The organism is Variovorax sp. V35, assembly GCF_041154465.1.
GTDB classification, from domain to species: Bacteria; Pseudomonadota; Gammaproteobacteria; order Burkholderiales; family Burkholderiaceae_C; genus Variovorax; species Variovorax boronicumulans.
Map to the genome: position 1 here is coordinate 3,041,446 of NZ_AP028666.1, position 16,617 is coordinate 3,058,062.

General features: G+C 69.3%; 15 protein-coding genes. 11 read left to right on the top strand and 4 right to left on the bottom strand.

Features of this window, described 5'->3' with window-relative positions; translation table 11 throughout:
- Positions 1 to 65: 65 nt before the first annotated feature.
- Positions 66 to 632, bottom strand: a complete 567-nt coding sequence (locus ACAM42_RS14075; protein ID WP_062476432.1) for a LuxR C-terminal-related transcriptional regulator — start codon at positions 630 to 632, stop codon at positions 66 to 68.
- Positions 633 to 725: 93 nt separating this feature from the next.
- On the opposite strand from ACAM42_RS14075, the gene ACAM42_RS14080 reads away from it, so the two are divergent.
- The 4 genes from ACAM42_RS14080 to ACAM42_RS14095 all read left to right on the top strand — a co-directional run bounded on the left by ACAM42_RS14080 (position 726) and on the right by ACAM42_RS14095 (position 4,749).
- Positions 726 to 1,529, top strand: a complete 804-nt coding sequence (locus tag ACAM42_RS14080) for a CoA transferase subunit A (RefSeq protein WP_062476435.1) — start codon at positions 726 to 728, stop codon at positions 1,527 to 1,529.
- 1 nt (position 1,530) lies between these two features.
- A complete protein-coding gene (locus ACAM42_RS14085) occupies positions 1,531 to 2,169 on the top strand; it encodes a 3-oxoacid CoA-transferase subunit B (protein WP_095744909.1) in 639 nt (212 codons plus the stop codon).
- A gap of 102 nt (positions 2,170 to 2,271) precedes the next feature.
- A complete protein-coding gene (locus tag ACAM42_RS14090) occupies positions 2,272 to 3,669 on the top strand; it encodes a CoA transferase (RefSeq protein WP_369632383.1) in 1,398 nt (465 codons plus the stop codon).
- A gap of 12 nt (positions 3,670 to 3,681) precedes the next feature.
- Positions 3,682 to 4,749 carry a DUF4241 domain-containing protein gene (locus ACAM42_RS14095; protein ID WP_369632384.1) on the top strand — a complete coding sequence of 356 codons (1,068 nt, stop codon included), beginning with the start codon at positions 3,682 to 3,684 and terminating at the stop codon, positions 4,747 to 4,749.
- A 13-nt stretch (positions 4,750 to 4,762) separates the two neighbouring features.
- Here ACAM42_RS14095 and ACAM42_RS14100 read toward each other — a convergent pair whose 3' ends face one another.
- Positions 4,763 to 5,671 (bottom strand): LysR family transcriptional regulator, encoded by a 909-nt coding sequence (locus tag ACAM42_RS14100; protein ID WP_369632765.1) that lies wholly within the window; start codon positions 5,669 to 5,671, stop codon positions 4,763 to 4,765.
- A gap of 152 nt (positions 5,672 to 5,823) precedes the next feature.
- Here ACAM42_RS14100 and ACAM42_RS14105 point away from each other — a divergent pair, with 152 nt between their 5' ends.
- The 5 genes from ACAM42_RS14105 to mmsB are packed head-to-tail and all read left to right on the top strand — an operon-like array spanning position 5,824 to position 10,976.
- Positions 5,824 to 7,347 carry a CoA-acylating methylmalonate-semialdehyde dehydrogenase gene (locus ACAM42_RS14105; protein ID WP_095947476.1) on the top strand — a complete coding sequence of 508 codons (1,524 nt, stop codon included), beginning with the start codon at positions 5,824 to 5,826 and terminating at the stop codon, positions 7,345 to 7,347.
- Complete coding sequence (locus ACAM42_RS14110) at positions 7,344 to 7,742, top strand: lysozyme inhibitor LprI family protein (RefSeq protein WP_070059333.1); 399 nt, start codon at positions 7,344 to 7,346, stop codon at positions 7,740 to 7,742. The genes ACAM42_RS14105 and ACAM42_RS14110 overlap by 4 nt, the downstream gene beginning before the upstream one ends.
- A complete protein-coding gene (locus tag ACAM42_RS14115; RefSeq protein WP_369632385.1) occupies positions 7,739 to 8,893 on the top strand; it encodes an acyl-CoA dehydrogenase family protein in 1,155 nt (384 codons plus the stop codon). Before ACAM42_RS14110 ends, ACAM42_RS14115 begins: the two co-directional genes overlap by 4 nt.
- Before the next feature lie 27 nt (positions 8,894 to 8,920).
- Positions 8,921 to 10,039, top strand: coding sequence for an enoyl-CoA hydratase/isomerase family protein (locus tag ACAM42_RS14120; RefSeq protein WP_369632386.1), 1,119 nt, complete (start codon positions 8,921 to 8,923; stop codon positions 10,037 to 10,039).
- 40 nt (positions 10,040 to 10,079) lie between these two features.
- Positions 10,080 to 10,976: a 3-hydroxyisobutyrate dehydrogenase gene (gene mmsB / locus ACAM42_RS14125; RefSeq protein WP_369632387.1), complete on the top strand. Its 897-nt coding sequence runs from the start codon at positions 10,080 to 10,082 to the stop codon at positions 10,974 to 10,976.
- On the opposite strand, the gene ACAM42_RS14130 is transcribed toward mmsB, so the two are convergent.
- Positions 10,961 to 12,226, bottom strand: a complete 1,266-nt coding sequence (locus tag ACAM42_RS14130) for an MFS transporter (RefSeq protein ID WP_369632388.1) — start codon at positions 12,224 to 12,226, stop codon at positions 10,961 to 10,963. The two genes, mmsB and ACAM42_RS14130, sit on opposite strands and share 16 nt — an antisense overlap.
- A 95-nt stretch (positions 12,227 to 12,321) precedes the next feature.
- Positions 12,322 to 13,248, bottom strand: a complete 927-nt coding sequence (locus tag ACAM42_RS14135) for a LysR family transcriptional regulator (protein WP_369632389.1) — start codon at positions 13,246 to 13,248, stop codon at positions 12,322 to 12,324.
- A 100-nt stretch (positions 13,249 to 13,348) separates the two neighbouring features.
- Here ACAM42_RS14135 and metE point away from each other — a divergent pair, with 100 nt between their 5' ends.
- Positions 13,349 to 15,685, top strand: coding sequence for a 5-methyltetrahydropteroyltriglutamate--homocysteine S-methyltransferase (gene metE / locus ACAM42_RS14140; protein WP_369632390.1), 2,337 nt, complete (start codon positions 13,349 to 13,351; stop codon positions 15,683 to 15,685).
- A gap of 37 nt (positions 15,686 to 15,722) precedes the next feature.
- Positions 15,723 to 16,577, top strand: coding sequence for a hypothetical protein (locus ACAM42_RS14145; protein WP_369632391.1), 855 nt, complete (start codon positions 15,723 to 15,725; stop codon positions 16,575 to 16,577).
- The last annotated feature ends 40 nt before the right edge of the window (positions 16,578 to 16,617 follow it).

A 16,617-nucleotide genomic window follows, 5' to 3' on the forward strand; every position in this document is an offset into this window, starting at 1 on the left:
GCGAAGCCCGGGGGACATTCGCGGAGGGACGTACCCGGTGGCCTGCGCACGCGCCCTGAAAAGAATCACCCCGCGATGAGCTTCTGCACCAATTCCGCAGTCGTAGCCGCCGCGTACTTGCGCATCAACCGCGCCCGATGCAATTCAACGGTGCGATGGCTGATGCCCAGCGCCTTCCCGATCTCCTTCGACGTCAGCCCGCGCATCACCTGCGCCGCCACCTCCCGCTCGCGCGGCGTGAGTTCGGCCTTCACAGCGCGTCGCGAGCCCAGGTCCTCGAAGGTCCAGATGCCGGCCTCGTGCGGCGCCGCGCGGTTCATCGCGTGGCCGGTGACGTGGCACCAGAAGGTCTCGCCGGCCAGTGCGCCGTGCAGCCCGCCCAGGCGCTTCATCATGCGGTTGTCGGCATAGTGGCCGCTGGCGTTCAGAAAGGGCTCCATGCGCTTGCCGATGCGCTCGAATTCGGCCACGCTGGGGTACAGGATGCTGAACGAATGCCCGACCAGCGCGGAGGGCTCTGCGCCGAAAATTTCGCACACGCGCTGGTTGCAGGCGACGATGGTGCGGTTGCTCGAGACCACCATGCCGACGGGTGCATGTTCAAAAGCCAGCCGGTAATCGATCTCGGGCATCGGGGGTCACCATTACGAAATACTACGTATACGAGTAGGTAGTATCGTTGAAGCCTTTCCCACCCACTCTCCACCACCCATCAAGGAGCCCGAGTGAACAAGATTTATCCCTCCGCAGACGCGGCACTCAAGGGGGTCGTGGCCGACGGGCAGACGCTCGCGGTCGGCGGCTTCGGCCTGTGCGGCATTCCCGAAGCGCTGATCGACGCGCTGAAGGATTCCGGCGTGCAGAACCTCACCGTCATCTCGAACAACGCGGGCGTCGACGGCTTCGGCCTCGGAAAGCTGCTCGAGACGCGCCAGATCAAGAAGATGATCGCGTCGTACGTGGGCGAGAACAAGGAGTTCGAGCGCCAGTACCTGGCCGGTGAACTCGCCCTCGAATTCACGCCCCAGGGCACGCTGGCCGAAAAGCTGCGCGCCGGCGGCGCGGGCATTCCGGCCTTCTTCACGAAGACCGGCGTGGGCACGCAAGTGGCCGAAGGCAAGGAGCTGCGCGAGTTCGGCGGCGAGACCTACGTCATGGAGCACTCGCTGGTGCCCGACGTGGCGCTGGTCAAGGCCGACGTGGCCGACAAGGCCGGCAACCTGCGCTTCCGCCTCACGGCGCGCAACTTCAACCCCGCCGCCGCCATGGCCGGCAAGGTCTGCATCGTCGAAGTCGAGAAGATCGTCGAAGTGGGCGAGCTGGCCCCCGACGACATCCACCTGCCGGGCATCTACGTGCACCGCCTGGTGCTCAACGCCACGCCCGAGAAGCGCATCGAGAAGCGCACCGTGAGCGCCTCGGTCGATGCCGCCGCCGCCAAGGTCGAGGCCCAGACCGCCATCGCCCAGGCCGCCGCCGCCGGCAGCGAATCGGCCGTGAAGGCCGTCAACAAGAAAGAAGGAGCCTGAGATGCCCTGGACCCAAGACCAGATGGCGGCCCGTGCCGCGCAAGAACTCGAAGACGGCTTCTACGTCAACCTCGGCATCGGCATCCCGACCCTGGTGGCCAACCACACCGGCACCAAGGAAGTCTGGCTGCAAAGCGAAAACGGCATGCTCGGCATCGGCCCGTTCCCGACCGAAGACAACGTCGACGCCGACCTCATCAACGCCGGCAAGCAGACCGTCACCACGCTGCCTGGCAGCGCCATCTTCGGCAGCCATGACAGCTTCGCGATGATCCGCGGCGGCAAGATCAACCTGTCGATCCTCGGTGCGATGCAGGTCAGCGCGAAGGGCGACCTCGCCAACTGGATGATCCCCGGCAAGATGGTCAAGGGCATGGGCGGCGCCATGGACCTCGTGGCCGGCGTGAAGCGCGTGATCGTGCTGATGGAACACGTGGCCAAGAAGAAGGACGGCACCGAGGACCTGAAGATCCTCGAGCAGTGCTCGCTGCCGCTGACCGGCGTGGGCGTGGTCGACCGCATCATCACCGACCTGGCCGTGATGGACGTCGTGCCCGAAGGCCTGAAGGTGGTCGAGCTGGCGCCGGGCGTGAGCTTCGACGCGCTGCAGGCCAAGACCGGTGCGAAGCTGATCCAGTAAGCAACTCGCACAAGGTCGCGAACGCAACGACAGCAACAAGGGCAGGGCCGCGCAAGCGGACCCTGCCTTTTTCATTTCCTCTTTCCCCTGAAGGTTTGACGCATGGCAACGAGTGAAGAAGTCCTGGCCGGTCTCTGGCAACTGGCGGGGTTGCCCGCCGAGGCGCTGGCTTTCGCGCGGCTCACGGGGGCCGACCCGGTGCTGCCGTCGTCCTTCGCGGTCGGCCTCGCGGCGCAGGCCAGCATCGCCGCCGCCGCGCTCGCGGCCTGCGAGCTGGGGCACCGGCGCGGCGTGGCGCGGCAAGAGGTCGCGGTCGACACGCTGCACGCCGCGCTCGACTGCACAGGCTGGTTCAGCCTCGACGGCCGCGTGCCCGATCTGTGGGACACCTTCTCGGGCGTGTACCGCTGCGCCGACGGCTGGGTGCGCATCCACGCCAACTTCAAACACCACCGCGAAGGTGCGCTGCGCCTGATGAAACTGGACCCGGCCAGCGCCACGCGCGCCGAGGCCGAGGCCGCGATGGCCGGCTGGCGCGCGATCGATTTCGAAACGGCCGCCGCCGCGCAAGGCCTGGTGGCGACCGCGCTGCGCCGCTTCGACGAATGGGACGCGACGCCGCACGGGCAGGCGGTGGCGGCGCAGCCGCTCTTCACCATCGAGCGCATCGGCGATGCACCGCCGCGCGCGTTGCCGCCGCTGCAGGGCGACCAGCGTCCGCTCGAAGGCCTGCGCGTGCTCGACCTCACACGCATCCTCGCGGGCCCGGTCGGCGGCCGGGCGCTGGCGGCCTATGGCGCCGACGTGATGCTGGTCAATTCGCCGAACCTGCCGAACATCGAATCCATCGCCGACACCAGCCGCGGCAAGCTCTCGACGCACGTGGACCTGTGCACGGACGAAGGTCGCGCCGTGCTGCACGGCCTCGTGGCCGACGCGCATGTCTTCGTGCAGGGCTACCGCCCCGGCGGCATCGCGGCGCTGGGCTTCGGCCCCGAGGCGCTGGCGCGCGAGCGGCCGGGCATCGTCTGCGTCTCGCTCACGGCCTACGGCACGCAGGGGCCGTGGGCCGATCGGCGCGGCTTCGATTCGCTGGTGCAGACCGCCATGGGCTTCAACCATGCGGAAGGCGAGGCCGCGGGCGACGGCAAGCCGCGCCCGATGCCGATGCAGATCCTCGACGAAGCCAGCGGCTACCTGATCGCCCTGGGCGCCGCCGCGGCGCTGTGGCGCCAGCAGCAGGAGGGCGGCAGCTGGCATGTGCAGGTGTCGCTGGCGCAGACGGGGCAGTGGCTGCGCGGGCTGGGGCGCGTGGACGGCGGGCTGTCGATCGCGCGGGCCGATGTCGCGCCGTACGTAGAGACCTCGGCCTCGGGCTTCGGCGAACTGGCGGCGGTGCGCCACAGCGCGCAGCTGTCGCGCACGCCGGCCGCCTGGCCGCGGCCGTCGATGCCGCCGGGCAGCCATCCGCCGGTGTGGCCCACCGCTGCCGGGGGATGAGAAACTGGGCGCATGGCCTATCTAGACATCGACAACCTCCAGAGCATTTTTCTTGACGACGAGGCGCTGCGCGCGCGGCATCTGCAGCGCCAGCCTTGCGGGGCCCTGAACATCACGAGCGGCCGCATCGTGGCCTGCGATCCGCTGGTGCAACCCGAGCGCGAGCCTTTCGTTCGCAGCGTGAGCGGGCGGGGCGCGTTCCCCGTCGAGGTGCTGCAGGGTGGAGGCCGCCATGCGCTGGCCGTGCTGTGGCTGCGTGAACGCGCCGGGCTGCAGGCGAGCGATCTGCACTGGGAGGCGGCGCTGCTCGAAGGGCAGTCGCAGGACGAGCTCGGCAGCGACGAGTTCTACGGCTACCCGGTCGATGCCGGCGTCGGCTGCTTCATGGATGCCGACGGCGCCAAGGCCATGGCCGAGCGCGAGGCGCGCGAGTCCGCCGCCAACCCCGAGTACGTGAGCTACTACGACGACGTGCTCGGCGCCGACCTCGCCTCGGCCGACATCGCCGACCACTACCCGTTGGGCGCGGGCAGCGCGAACAACGTGCTGATCTTCAGCGCCGGCTGGGGCGACGGCAGCTACCCGAGCTTCTGGGCACTCGACGCCGCGGGCGAGCCCGTGGCGCTGGTGACCGACTTCATGGTCATGCAAGGCGGCGACGCGCGCGACGAGGACGACAAGCGCAGTGACGCCTACCTGGCCAGCCTCTCGCCCGAGAAACTGGCGGCGCTCGAGGCGCTGGGCGCGGCGGCGGTCGCAGGCGATGCGACGGTGATCCAGCCCCTGCTCGCCGGCGGGCTCGCGCAGCCCAACGAGATCATTCCTTCGCTCGGCGAGACCGCGATCATGAGCGCCATCCGCATGAACCAGCTCGACGCGCTGCGCGTGCTGCTGGCGGCGCTGCCAGGCCAACTGCCGATGCCGCCGCAGTTCTATCGCATGGATGAGGAAGAGAACTACATCGACTACGCGCGCCGGCTCAAGAAGCCGCGCGTGGAAGGGCTGATCGAGCTGCTCGAAAAGGCGGCGGCGCCGGCACCGGCGACCAAGCCTGGGTTCCTGAAACGCCTGTTTTCCTGAGCGCGAGAGCCGGTCACCTGGCGTTCGTCGCACTGTCAGGCAACAGCACCTGCTGTTGCGCCGTGGCCGTCGCGCGCAGGAACTCCCACACGGTCTGCATGCGCGCCAGGTGCTTCGTTTCCGCCGGCATCGACATCCAGAAGGTCCGCGTGAAGTTCGCCGCGTCCGGCAGCACCGGCTTGAGCGCGCGGTCATCCTGCGCGATGAACGCCGGCAGCACCGCAATCCCCGCGCCCGCCGCCACCGCCCGGTGCTGCGCGAGCACGCTGGTGCTGCGCAGCGCAAAGCTGTCGGGGCGGTGCAGTTCGTCCAGGTACTGCAGCTCCTTGCTGAACAGCAGGTCGTCCACGTAGCTGATGAAGGTGTGGCCGCGCAGGTCTTCGCGCGTCTTGATGGGCTTGTGCGCGGCCAGGTACTGCTTCGATGCGTACAGGCGCAGCGTGTAGTCGGTGAGCTTGGTGACCACCACCGGCCCGCGCGCCGGCCGCTCGAGCGAGATGACGATGTCGGCCTCGCGCCGCGACAGGTGCACCAGCCGCGGCATCGCGAGCAGGTCGATCGTGAGCTTGGGGTGCTGCACCGCGAACAGCGCCAGCTGCGGCGCCAGCACCACGGTGCCGAAGCCCTCGGTGGCGCCGATGCGCACCAGCCCCGACAAGCCTTCCTGCGACGCCGGCGCGGTGCTCTCCACGGCCTGGAAGGCGCTTTCCATCGCCTCGACCTGCGGTTGCAGTCGACGGCCCGCCTCGGTGAGCCGGTGGCCGCCGGCCTCGCGCGAAAAGAGGGGCGCGCCCACCTCCTTTTCGAGCGCTTGGATGCGCCGCGCGACAGTGGTGTGGTCGACCTCCAGCCGGCGCGCCGCGCTCATCAGCGTGCCCGAGCGGGCGAGTTCGAGAAAGTAGCGCAGGTTGTCCCAGTCCATGTGCGTGCGGCCTCGTGCGGGGTGGCGTGCGGTGCTTTGCATTTTTGCAAAGAGATGACGCATATTTGTCTATTGTCATGGCAAATCTGCAAAGCTAGGATGCAGGCTGCACCGGTTCGAACCGGTCCCGTATTCACAGGAGACAAACCCCCATGGACGCCACCACCACCCCCTCGACGCAGGTCGCCACCGTCAAGCTGCTCATCGGCGGCAAGTTCGTCGAATCGAAGACCACCGAATGGCGCGACGTCGTCAACCCGGCCACGCAGCAGGTGCTGGCCCGCGTGCCCTTCGCCACCCAGGCTGAACTCGACGCCGCCGTGGCCTCCGCCAAGGAAGCCTTCAAGACCTGGCGCAAGACGCCCCTCGGTGCGCGCGCCCGCATCTTCCTGAAGCTGCAGCAGCTCATCCGCGAGAACATGGGTGAACTCGCCGCGATCCTCACGGCCGAGCAGGGCAAGACGCTGCCGGACGCCGAGGGCGACGTGTTCCGCGGCCTCGAAGTGGTCGAGCACGCCTCGAACATCGGCAACCTGCAACTGGGCGAGCTGGCCAACAACGTGGCCAACGGCGTCGACACCTACACGCTGCTGCAGCCGCTGGGCGTGTGCGCCGGCATCACGCCGTTCAACTTCCCGGCCATGATCCCGCTGTGGATGTTCCCGATGGCCATCGTCACCGGCAACACCTTCGTGCTCAAGCCCTCCGAACAAGACCCGATGGTCACGATGCGCCTGTGCGAACTGGCGCTCGAAGCCGGCGTGCCGCCCGGCGTGCTGAACGTGGTGCACGGCGGCGAAGCGGTCGTCAACGGCATCTGCGACCACAAGGACATCAAGGCGATCAGCTTCGTCGGCTCGACCAAGGTCGGCACGCACGTCTACAACCGCGCCACGCTGGCCGGCAAGCGCGCCCAATGCATGATGGGCGCGAAGAACCACGCCATCGTGATGCCCGACGCCAACAAGGAGCAGACGCTCAACGCACTGGCCGGTGCGAGCTTCGGTGCCGCCGGTCAGCGCTGCATGGCCGTGTCGGTCGCGGTGCTGGTGGGCGAGGCGCGCAACTGGGTGCCCGAACTCATCGAGAAGGCCAAGACGCTGAAGATCGGCGCGGGCACTGAAAAGGGCGTGGATGTGGGCCCGCTCGTTTCGTGCGCAGCGTACGACCGCGTGAACAGCCTCATCGAACGCGGCGAAGCCGACGGCGCCAAGCTGGTGCTCGACGGCCGCAAGCCCACCGTGCCCGGCTACGAGAAGGGCAACTTCGTCGGCCCGACGATCTTCACCGGCGTGAAGCCCGGCATGACGATCTACGAACAGGAAGTGTTCGGCCCGGTGCTGTGCATCGCCGACGCCGAGACCATCGACGAGGCCATCGACCTGATCAACAGCAACCCGAACGGCAACGGCACGGCGATTTTCACGCAGTCGGGCGCTGCGGCGCGCCGCTTCCAGGAAGACATCGACGTGGGCCAGGTGGGCATCAACGTGCCGATCCCGGTGCCGGTCCCGATGTTCTCGTTCACCGGTTCGCGCGCCTCCAAGCTCGGCGACCTGGGCCCGTACGGCAAGCAGGTCATCATGTTCTACACGCAGACCAAGACCGTGACGGCACGCTGGTTCGACGACAGCACCGTCTCGCACGGCGTCAACACCACGATCAGCCTCAAGTGAGGCAGGGGCTTCGCGTCGCAGCCTGGGCCGCCGCGGCGGCGCTTGCCCTGCTGGCCGGCGGGGCGCAGGCGGCCGGCTCCGACGAGCCGGTCGACTGCAACCCCAACGGCAACCAGCAGCAGATGAACGACTGCGCGCTGCGCGATTTCCGCGCGGCCGACGCCGAGCTCAACATCCGCTACGGCGAGGTGATGAAGACGCTCTCGCCGCAGATGCGTGTCGCGCTGCGCACCGAGCAGCGGACCTGGCTCAAGGGCCGCGACCCGGGGTGCAAGCGGGCCGCGAAAGCGAACGAAGGCGGCTCGATCTGGCCGCTGGTGTTCAACGCGTGCCTGGAAAAATCGACCCGCAAACGCACCGCCGAACTGGACCTCTGGAAGGGTCGTCAACCATGAATTTCGAACTGTCCGAAGAACAGAACGCCTTTGCGCAGACCGCGCGCGATTTCGCGCAGGCCGAGTTCGCACCGCACGCCGCGCAGTGGGACGCCGAGGCGGTCTTTCCGCGCGAGGCCATCGCCAAGGCCGGCGAGCTGGGCTTTTGCGGCCTGTACGCGCCCGAGCGCATCGGCGGCCTGGGCCTGCCGCGGCTCGACTCGGCGCTGGTGTTCGAGGAAATGGCCGCGGTCGACCCGTCGACCACCGCCTTCATCACGATCCACAACATGGCGACGTGGATGCTCGGCACCTGGGCCACCGACGCGGTGGCGAAACAGTGGGGCGAAGACCTCACGAGCGGGCGCAAGCTGGCGTCGTACTGCCTGACCGAACCGGGCGCGGGCTCTGACGCGGGGTCGCTGAAGACGCGCGCCGAGCTGCAGGGCGCCGAGTACGTCATCAATGGTGGCAAGGCCTTCATCTCGGGCGCCGGCTCGACCGACGTGCTGGTGCTCATGGCCCGCACGGGCGGCGCGGGCGCCAGCGGCATCTCGGCCTTCGCGGTGCCGGCCGACGCGCCCGGCGTGAGCTACGGCAAGAAGGAGCACAAGATGGGCTGGAACAGCCAGCCCACGCGCACCATCAACTTCGACAACGTGCGCGTGCCCGCGCAGAACCTGCTGGGCAAGGAAGGCGAGGGCTTTCGCATCGCCATGAAGGGCCTGGACGGCGGGCGCATCAACATCGCGACCTGCTCGGTGGGCGCGGCGCAGGGCGCGCTCGACGCGGCGCGCCGCTACCTGCACGAGCGCCAGCAGTTCGGCAAGCCGATCGCGAGCTTCCAGGCGCTGCAGTTCAAGCTGGCTGACATGGCGACCGAGCTGGTCGCCGCGCGGCAGATGGTGCGGCTGGCCGCCAGCAAGCTGGACGCGGGCCATGCGGACGCGAGCACCTATTGCGCGATGGCCAAGCGCTTCGCGACCGATGCGGGCTTCAATGTCTGCAACGACGCGCTGCAACTGCACGGCGGCTACGGCTACCTGAGCGAGTTCCCGCTCGAGCGCCTGGTGCGCGACACGCGCGTGCACCAGATCCTCGAAGGCACCAACGAAATCATGCGCGTCATCGTTGCGCGAAAATTGCTGGAAGGCGACAGCGACATCCGCTGACCCCGCCGCACCCAGGACCTGAAAACAATGACCGACAACGTAGTTCTCTTCAACGAAATCAAGACCGCCGGCGGCCAGCGTTTTGCCGTGGCCACGCTCAATGCGCCGGCCTCGCTCAACGCGCTGTCCGTGGACATGGTGCGCCTGCTCACGCCCAAGCTGCGCGAGTGGGCCGCAGACGCCGGCATCGTCGGCGTGCTGCTCGACGCGGCGGGCGAGAAGGCCTTCTGCGCCGGCGGCGACCTGCGCCAGCTGTACCAGACGCTGCTCGACTGCGGCCCCGCGCGCAACACCTACGCCGAAGACTTCTTCCGCGAGGAGTACGAGCTCGACCACCTGATCCACACCTTCCCCAAGCCCTTCCTGTGCTGGGGCCACGGCATCGTGATGGGCGGCGGCGTGGGCCTGCTGGCGGGCGCCTCGCACCGCGTGATGACGCTGCAAAGCCGCATCGCCATGCCCGAGATCAACATCGGCCTGTACCCCGACGTGGGCGGCAGCTGGTTCCTGCGCCGCACGCCGGGCCGCACGGGCCTGTTCCTGGCGCTCACGGCCGCCAACATCAACGCGCACGACACCATCTTCTGCGGCCTGGCCGACGTGCTGGTGCCGCACGAGCGCAAGGGCGCGGTGATCGAGGCCATCGCGTCCACGCAGTGGGCCGGCGGCGACGCCAAGGCCGACCGCGCCACGCTGTCGCGCATCCTCGCCAAGGCGGGCGAGGGCGCCGAAATGCCCGCCTCGAAGGTGCGCGAGCACTACGACACCATCAACGCGCTGATGGCCGGCGACGACCTGCTCGACATCGCCAGGCGCCTGCGTGACGTGCAAAGCGACGACGCGTGGCTGCAGACCGCATCGAAGACCTTCACCAAGGGCGCGCCCAGCTCCATCGCGCTGAGCTTCGAGCTCTGGCAGCGCGTGCCGCGCATGTCGCTGGCCGAGGTGTTCCGCCTCGAGTACTGGGCGTCGCTGGGCTTTTGCGCGAACAAGGATTTCGCCGAAGGCATCCGCGCCGTGCTGGTCGACAAGGACCGCAACCCGCGCTGGAACCCTGCCACGCTCGAAGAGATCACGCCGGCCTTCGTCGAAGACCACCTGCGTCCGCGCGGCGAGATGCCGGCGGAGCTGGCCTCGCTGACCTGACCGGCCCCATTCCCTGCACAGAACAACGGAGACAAGACACATGAAGATCGCATTCATCGGCCTGGGCAACATGGGCGGCCCGATGGCCCTGAACCTGCACAAGGCAGGTCACACGCTCAGCGCCTTCGACCTCTCGGCCGAAGCCTGCAAGAAGTTCGCCGCCGAAGGCCTGCCGATCGCGAAGTCGGCCGCCGAGACCGTGGCCGGCGCCGAGGTGGTGATCAGCATGCTGCCCGCCAGCGCGCACGTCGAGGGCCTGTTCCTCGGCGGCGCCGGCAAGCCCGGCCTGCTCGACAGCATCCAGGCCGGCACGCTCGTGATCGACAGCAGCACGATCGCCGCCGCCACCTCGCGCAAGGTGGCCGAGGCCGCCGCCGCCAAGGGCATCGCGATGATCGATGCGCCCGTGTCGGGCGGCACCGGCGGCGCCATTGCCGGCACGCTGACCTTCATGGTCGGCGGCGACACCAAGGACCTGGAGCGCGCGCGCCCCGTGCTCGAGAAGATGGGCGCCAACATCTTCCACGCCGGCGCGGCCGGTGCGGGCCAGACCGCCAAGATCTGCAACAACATGCTGCTCGGCATCTTGATGATCGGCACCTCGGAGGCGCTCGCGCTGGGCGTGGCCAACGGGCTCGACCCGAAGGTGCTGTCCGAAATCATGCGCCGCAGCTCGGGTGGCAACTGGGCGCTCGAGAAGTACAACCCCGTGCCCGGCGTGATGGAAGCGGCACCGGCCTCGAAGAACTACGCCGGCGGCTTCGGCACCGACCTGATGCTCAAGGACCTGGGCCTGGCGCAGGAAAACGCCACCGCCGTGCGCGCGGCCACACCGCTGGGTGGCCTGGCGCGCAGCCTGTACGCGGCGCACAGCCTTGCGGGCCACGGCGCGCTCGATTTCTCGAGCGTGCTGAAGCTGGTTCAGAAAGCCGGCTGAACGGCGCGCCGGCCGCGCCGCGCCATCGCGAGCAGCAGGCCGGCCGCCACGAGGTTGGCGCCGATCGCCACGAGGATCGGCAGCAGGTAGCTGCGCGTGAGGTCGAAGGCGAAGCCCGCGGCGCTCGGCCCGATCAGCGTGCCGATGGCCACGCTGGTGTACAGGATGCCGATGATCGCGCCGATATGGCGCCCGCCGAACCAGTCCATCACCAGCGCGGGCAGCAGCGCCACGAAGCCGCCGTAGAACACGCCGTAGGCAAAGGCGAACAGGGCCAGCCCCCAGAACCCGCCCGACACGGCCCACGCCACCAGCGACAACGCCATGCCCGCCGACATCAGCGGCAGTGCATGGTCCCGGCCCATGCGGTCGGCCAGCCCGCCCAGGAAGAAGCGGCCCGCCGTGCTGCCCACGCCGATCGCGCCGAGCAGCAGCACCGCCGACGACGCGGCCACGCCGTGGTCGAGCGCGTAGGGCACCAGGTGCACGAAGGGCACGAACAAACCGAACGAGCTGATGAGGCAGGCCGCGTACAGCCCCGCGAAACGGCGGGAGCCCACGGCCTCGCGCACCGAGGCGCCGGGCGGCAAAGCGGTGGGCGCTTGCGCCTGCGGCGGATCGCCATCAGGCCCGAGGCCGCGTGCGCGCGGATCGTTCTCGACCAAGAGCGCCATGCCCACGCCCACCACGGCCGCGAGCACGCCGAGCGCCAGGTAGGCGTCGCGCCAGCCCAGCGTGTCGATGAACCACGAGGCCAGCGGCGGCATGGCCAGCGTGCCCACGCCGATGCCGCTCACGGCGAGCCCCGAGGCGAAGCCGCGCTGGCGCACGAACCAGCGCTGCACCGCACCCAGCACGGGCACGTACGAGGCGCCCACGCCGAGACCGACGCCGAGCCCGTAGGCCCAGAAGATCTGCGTCAGGCTGCGCGCCTGCCCCGCGAGCACCAGCCCGAGGCCGACCAGCACCATGCCCGCGACGGCGAGCCGCCGCGCGCCCCAGCGGTCGGCGAGCGGGCCGCTGAACACGCCGAGCCCGAAGTACAGGAAGCCCGCGAGCGAGAACACCAGCGACACCTCGCCGCGCGAGGCGCCGAAGTCGCGCTGCAGCGCATCGAGGAACGCGCTGAAGGTGTAGGCGCAGCCGAAGCCCACGAACATGACGGCGAAGGCGCCGGCGACCACGAGCCAGCCGTGGAAGAAGCGGGGGCGTGGAATGGCAGGGGTGTCGAGTGTCTTCGGAGAGGTCATGGGGCGGTCCGTGGTGGGGGTCGATCTTCAGGCCGTGCACCACCACGCACTGGCCGGATTCGGACGTGATCCTCCCGCCCTCGGGTTCACAGGGCTCACAGCAATTCGATCCCCGGCAGGCTCTTGAAGCAGCTCTCGCGGGTGACGCGCACGAAGTCGTCCAGCCAGGGCCGCGCCGATGTCGCCTGCGTGCAGGCCATGTACAGCCGCCCCGTCAGGCCCCGGGCGCCCACGCGGCGCGCCGTGACGTAGCCGCGGTCGAGGTAATTCTGCACCGCCCACAGCGGCAGCGTGGCCACGCCGCGCCCGCTGGCCACCAGCTGCAGCATCGCCACCGTGAGCTCGGTCGTGCGCCGGTGCGCGGGCTCGACGCCGGCGGGCGCCAGCACCTGGCGCACGATGTCGAGCATCTCGTCGGGCACGGGGTAGGTGATGAGCGTCTGGTCGGCGAAGTGCCGGGCCGTGAGGTGCGGCTTGGCCGTCAGCGCATGGTCGTTGGCCAGCAGCGCGACGATCTCGAAGCGGAAGAGCGCGTGGTAGTCGACCGTTTCATCGGGGTCCTGCTCGGAGACGATCGCCACCTCGGCGCGGTTCTGCATCACGAGCGCGATCGGGTCGGGGTGGAAGCCCGAGACGATGTCCAGCTCGATCTCGGGCCAGCGCTGGCGAAAGGCGTCCATCGCGGGCATCAGCCAGTCGAAGCAGGTGTGGCACTCGACCACGATGCGCAGCTGCCCGCTGCGCCCCAGCGCCAGCCGCGCCACGTCGCGCTCGGCCTCTTCGACGAGCGGCAGCGCGGTATCGGCCAGCTGCAACAGCCGCAGCCCCGTGGTGCTGAACTGCGGCGGCACCGACTTGCGTTCGAAGAGCTGCGCGCCGTAGCGCTCTTCGAGCAGCTTGATCTGGTGCGACAGCGCCGACTGCGTGAGGTTGAGCAGCTGCGCCGCGCGCACCAGGCTGCCGGTGTCGCGCAACGCGGCCAGCGTGCGCAGGTGGCGGATCTCGAGGATGGACTGCATCATGAAAATTATTCAAGCGAACGGGCAAAAGGTTTCGTTTGAATCATATGCGCCAAACGCCGACGATCACCGGTTTCCAAGACCAGCGACCGGATTACCTGCAATGACCACCCGTACCCACATCCTCGGCTTTCCGCGCATGGGCGCCCACCGGGAACTCAAGTTCGCCCTCGAGAAGCACTGGCGCGGCGAGACCGGCCACGCCGCGCTCGAAGCCGTCGGCGAGGCGCTGCGCGCGCGCCACTGGCAGGCGCAGCGCGACGCGGGGCTGGACTTCGTGACCGTGGGCGACTTCGCCTTCTACGACCACGTGGCCAACCACATCCAGCTGCTGGGCTGCGAGCCGGCGCGTTTCAACTTCAGCGGCGACGAGCCCGAGCTGTCGCGCTACTTCAAGATGGCGCGCGGCGTGGAAGACGAGGCGGGCCACGTGCACGACGACAGCTGCACCCACGGCGCCGAAGGCACCTTCGCGCTCGAGATGACCAAGTGGTTCGACACCAACTACCACTACCTCGTGCCCGAGTTCGATGCGGCCACGCAGTTCAGGCTCGCCTCGACGCGCCTGTTCGACGAGGTCGCGCAGGCGCAGCAGGCCGGTCACGCGGTCAAGGCCGTGCTGCTCGGGCCGCTGAGCTTCCTGTACCTGGGCAAGGAAAAGGCGGCGGGCTTCGACCGCTTCTCGCTGCTCGAATCGCTGCTGCCCGTGTACGAGCAGGTGCTCGGCCGGCTCAAGCAGCAGGGCGTGGAATGGGTGCAGATCGACGAGCCGATCCTGGGCCTCGACCTGCCCGAGGCCTGGCGCAACGCCTTCGAGCGCGTGTACTGGCAGATCGCGCGCAATGCGCCGAAGCTGCTGTTGGCGAGCTACTTCTCGCCGCTGTCCGAGAACCTGCGCCTGGCCTGCCAGCTGCCCGTGGCCGGCCTGCACGTCGATGCCGTGCGCGCGCCGCAGGAGCTGACCGGCGTGGCCGACTGGCTGCCGGCGCACAAGGTGCTGTCGGTCGGCGTGGTCGACGGTCGCAACATCTGGCGCACCGACGTCGATGTGGCGCTGGGCAAGCTCAGGCCCGTGGCGGAGAAGCACCAGGGCGAGCTGTGGATCGCGCCGTCGTGCTCGCTGCTGCATGTGCCGTTCAGCCTCGCGGCGGAGACGAAGCTCGACACCGAACTGAAATCGTGGCTCGCCTTCGCCATCGAGAAGCTCGATGAATTGCGCGTGCTGCGCGCCGCCGTCGATGGCAACGAAGCCTCGGTGGCCGCCGATCTCACAGCCGCCCGCGTCGCCGTGGCCGCGCGCCGCGCCAGCCCGCGCGTGCACCGCGCCGACGTGGCGCTGCGCCTGGCACGCAGCGTGGCCGGCGACGACCGCCGCGTGTCCGCTTTCCCGCAGCGCCAGCAGCTGCAGCGCACGCGCTTTGCATTGCCCGCGCTGCCGACCACCACCATCGGCTCGTTCCCGCAGACCGCCGAGATCCGCGCGGCCCGCGCCGCCTTCAAGCGCGGCGAGCTCGATGCCCCCGGCTACCGCGAGAAGATGCGCGCCGAGATCGCCTTGGCCGTGCGCAAGCAGGAAGCCCTGGGCATCGATGTGCTGGTGCATGGCGAGGCCGAGCGCAACGACATGGTCGAGTACTTCGGCGAGCAGCTCGACGGCTTCGCCTTCACGGCCAACGGCTGGGTGCAGTCGTACGGTTCGCGCTGCGTGAAGCCGCCGGTGATCTTCGGCGACGTGGCACGCCCGGCCGCGATGACGGTCGAGTGGACCGCCTATGCGCAAAGCCTCACCAAGTTGCCGATGAAGGGCATGCTGACCGGCCCCGTGACCATCCTGCAGTGGTCCTTCGTGCGCGACGACCAGCCGCGCGCCACCACCTGCGAGCAGATCGCGTGGGCGATCCGCGACGAGGTGAACGACCTCGAGGGCGCCGGCATCGGCATCATCCAGATCGACGAACCCGCCATCCGCGAAGGCCTGCCGCTGCGCCGCGCAGGCTGGCCCGCGTACCTGAAGGTGGCCACGCGCGCCTTCCGGATCAGCGCCTCGGGCGTGCGCGACCAGACGCAGATCCACACGCACATGTGCTATTCGGAGTTCAACGACATCCTGCCGGAGATCGCGGCGATGGACGCCGACGTGATCACCATCGAGACCAGCCGCTCGGACATGGAGCTGCTGCGCGGCTTCGGCGGCGAGGGCGGCTTTCGCTACCCGAACGAGATCGGCCCCGGCGTGTACGACATCCACTCGCCGCGCGTGCCCTCGGTCGACGAGATCGTGCGCCTCATGCGCAAGGCCGCGCAGGTGGTGCCGGGCGAGAACCTCTGGATCAACCCCGACTGCGGCCTCAAGACCCGCGGCTGGCCCGAGACCGAGGCGGCGCTGTCGAACATGGTGGCGGCCGCGAAGCTGCTGCGCGGGGAACTGGCGCAGGCCTGATGAAGGGCGCGGGATCGCGGCGTGCCAATAATGCGGGATGTCCTTGCTGTCCCGCCTGTCGTCGCCCCGTTGCCTCTTGTTGCTGTCGTTGCTCCTTGCCCCCTTGACGGGGTGGACGCAGGACCGCGCGCAGGCCCTGCTCCAGTTCGAGGGCGTGCAGGCGCGCTACCAGAACGCCTACGGCCCCGGCGCCGTGTCGCGCGGTGCGCGCGAGCTGCTGGAACCGCCGGACCTGGCCATCGCCGACAAGGCGCTGCAGTCGCTCGACGTGGCGGCCGGTCGCGCCTTCGACGTGAACGCCTCGGTGGCAGCGATCCGCCAGGACGTGGCGGCGGCCGGGCAGGGCGCCGCCGCGCCGGCGCCGCAGGTGCTGGAGGCCGTGGCGCGCCTGGCGAAGCTGCGCGCCGACTACGCCGCGATGGACGAGCCCGGCAAGGTGACGTTCTTCCACCAGCAGCACGCGCGGCCGGCCGATCCGGCGCGCGTCGAACTGCTGGCGCGCATGACGGTGGCCGAGGCGCGCGAGATCGATTTCTCGAGCCAGCTGCTCATGAGCGCGGTGGTCAAGCAACTGGCGCGCGGGAATGCCGGGCAGTTCAGTTCGCTGCCCGACCGCACGCTCGACACCGCGCTCGATTCGCTGTGGTCGCGCGGCGTGACCTCGCCGCGGCCGCGCAACCTGATGACCGTGGCGCGCGAGTTCGAAAAGCTGGTCACGCAGGCGCTGCTGCTGGCGCTGCCCGACGCCGACGTGGCCGCCTTGCTCGCCTGGCGCAACGAACCGCAGGCCGCCGCCGAGCGCGAGGCGCTGCTCGGCAGCTACCGCGCCGAGGTCAAGGGCAGCGGCGCGGTCGCGATCCGCACGCTGGTGCGCAGCTGGGGGCGGCCCTGAGACTTGACGAAAGCGCGCCAAAGTTTGCAAACTCGGGGGC

Bases quoted from the DNA above. Each gene is read 5' to 3' on its own strand.
- metE (WP_369632390.1), top strand. From the start codon at position 13,349: ATGACCACCCGTACCCACATCCTCGGCTTTCCGCGCATGGGCGCCCAC.
- ACAM42_RS14130 (WP_369632388.1), bottom strand. From the start codon at position 12,226: ATGACCTCTCCGAAGACACTCGACACCCCTGCCATTCCACGCCCCCGC.
- ACAM42_RS14085 (WP_095744909.1), top strand. From the start codon at position 1,531: ATGCCCTGGACCCAAGACCAGATGGCGGCCCGTGCCGCGCAAGAACTC.
- ACAM42_RS14100 (WP_369632765.1), bottom strand. From the start codon at position 5,671: ATGGACTGGGACAACCTGCGCTACTTTCTCGAACTCGCCCGCTCGGGC.
- ACAM42_RS14090 (WP_369632383.1), top strand. From the start codon at position 2,272: ATGGCAACGAGTGAAGAAGTCCTGGCCGGTCTCTGGCAACTGGCGGGG.
- ACAM42_RS14075 (WP_062476432.1), bottom strand. From the start codon at position 632: ATGCCCGAGATCGATTACCGGCTGGCTTTTGAACATGCACCCGTCGGC.
- ACAM42_RS14095 (WP_369632384.1), top strand. From the start codon at position 3,682: ATGGCCTATCTAGACATCGACAACCTCCAGAGCATTTTTCTTGACGAC.
- ACAM42_RS14135 (WP_369632389.1), bottom strand. From the start codon at position 13,248: ATGATGCAGTCCATCCTCGAGATCCGCCACCTGCGCACGCTGGCCGCG.
- ACAM42_RS14145 (WP_369632391.1), top strand. From the start codon at position 15,723: ATGTCCTTGCTGTCCCGCCTGTCGTCGCCCCGTTGCCTCTTGTTGCTG.
- mmsB (WP_369632387.1), top strand. From the start codon at position 10,080: ATGAAGATCGCATTCATCGGCCTGGGCAACATGGGCGGCCCGATGGCC.
- ACAM42_RS14115 (WP_369632385.1), top strand. From the start codon at position 7,739: ATGAATTTCGAACTGTCCGAAGAACAGAACGCCTTTGCGCAGACCGCG.
- ACAM42_RS14120 (WP_369632386.1), top strand. From the start codon at position 8,921: ATGACCGACAACGTAGTTCTCTTCAACGAAATCAAGACCGCCGGCGGC.
- ACAM42_RS14105 (WP_095947476.1), top strand. From the start codon at position 5,824: ATGGACGCCACCACCACCCCCTCGACGCAGGTCGCCACCGTCAAGCTG.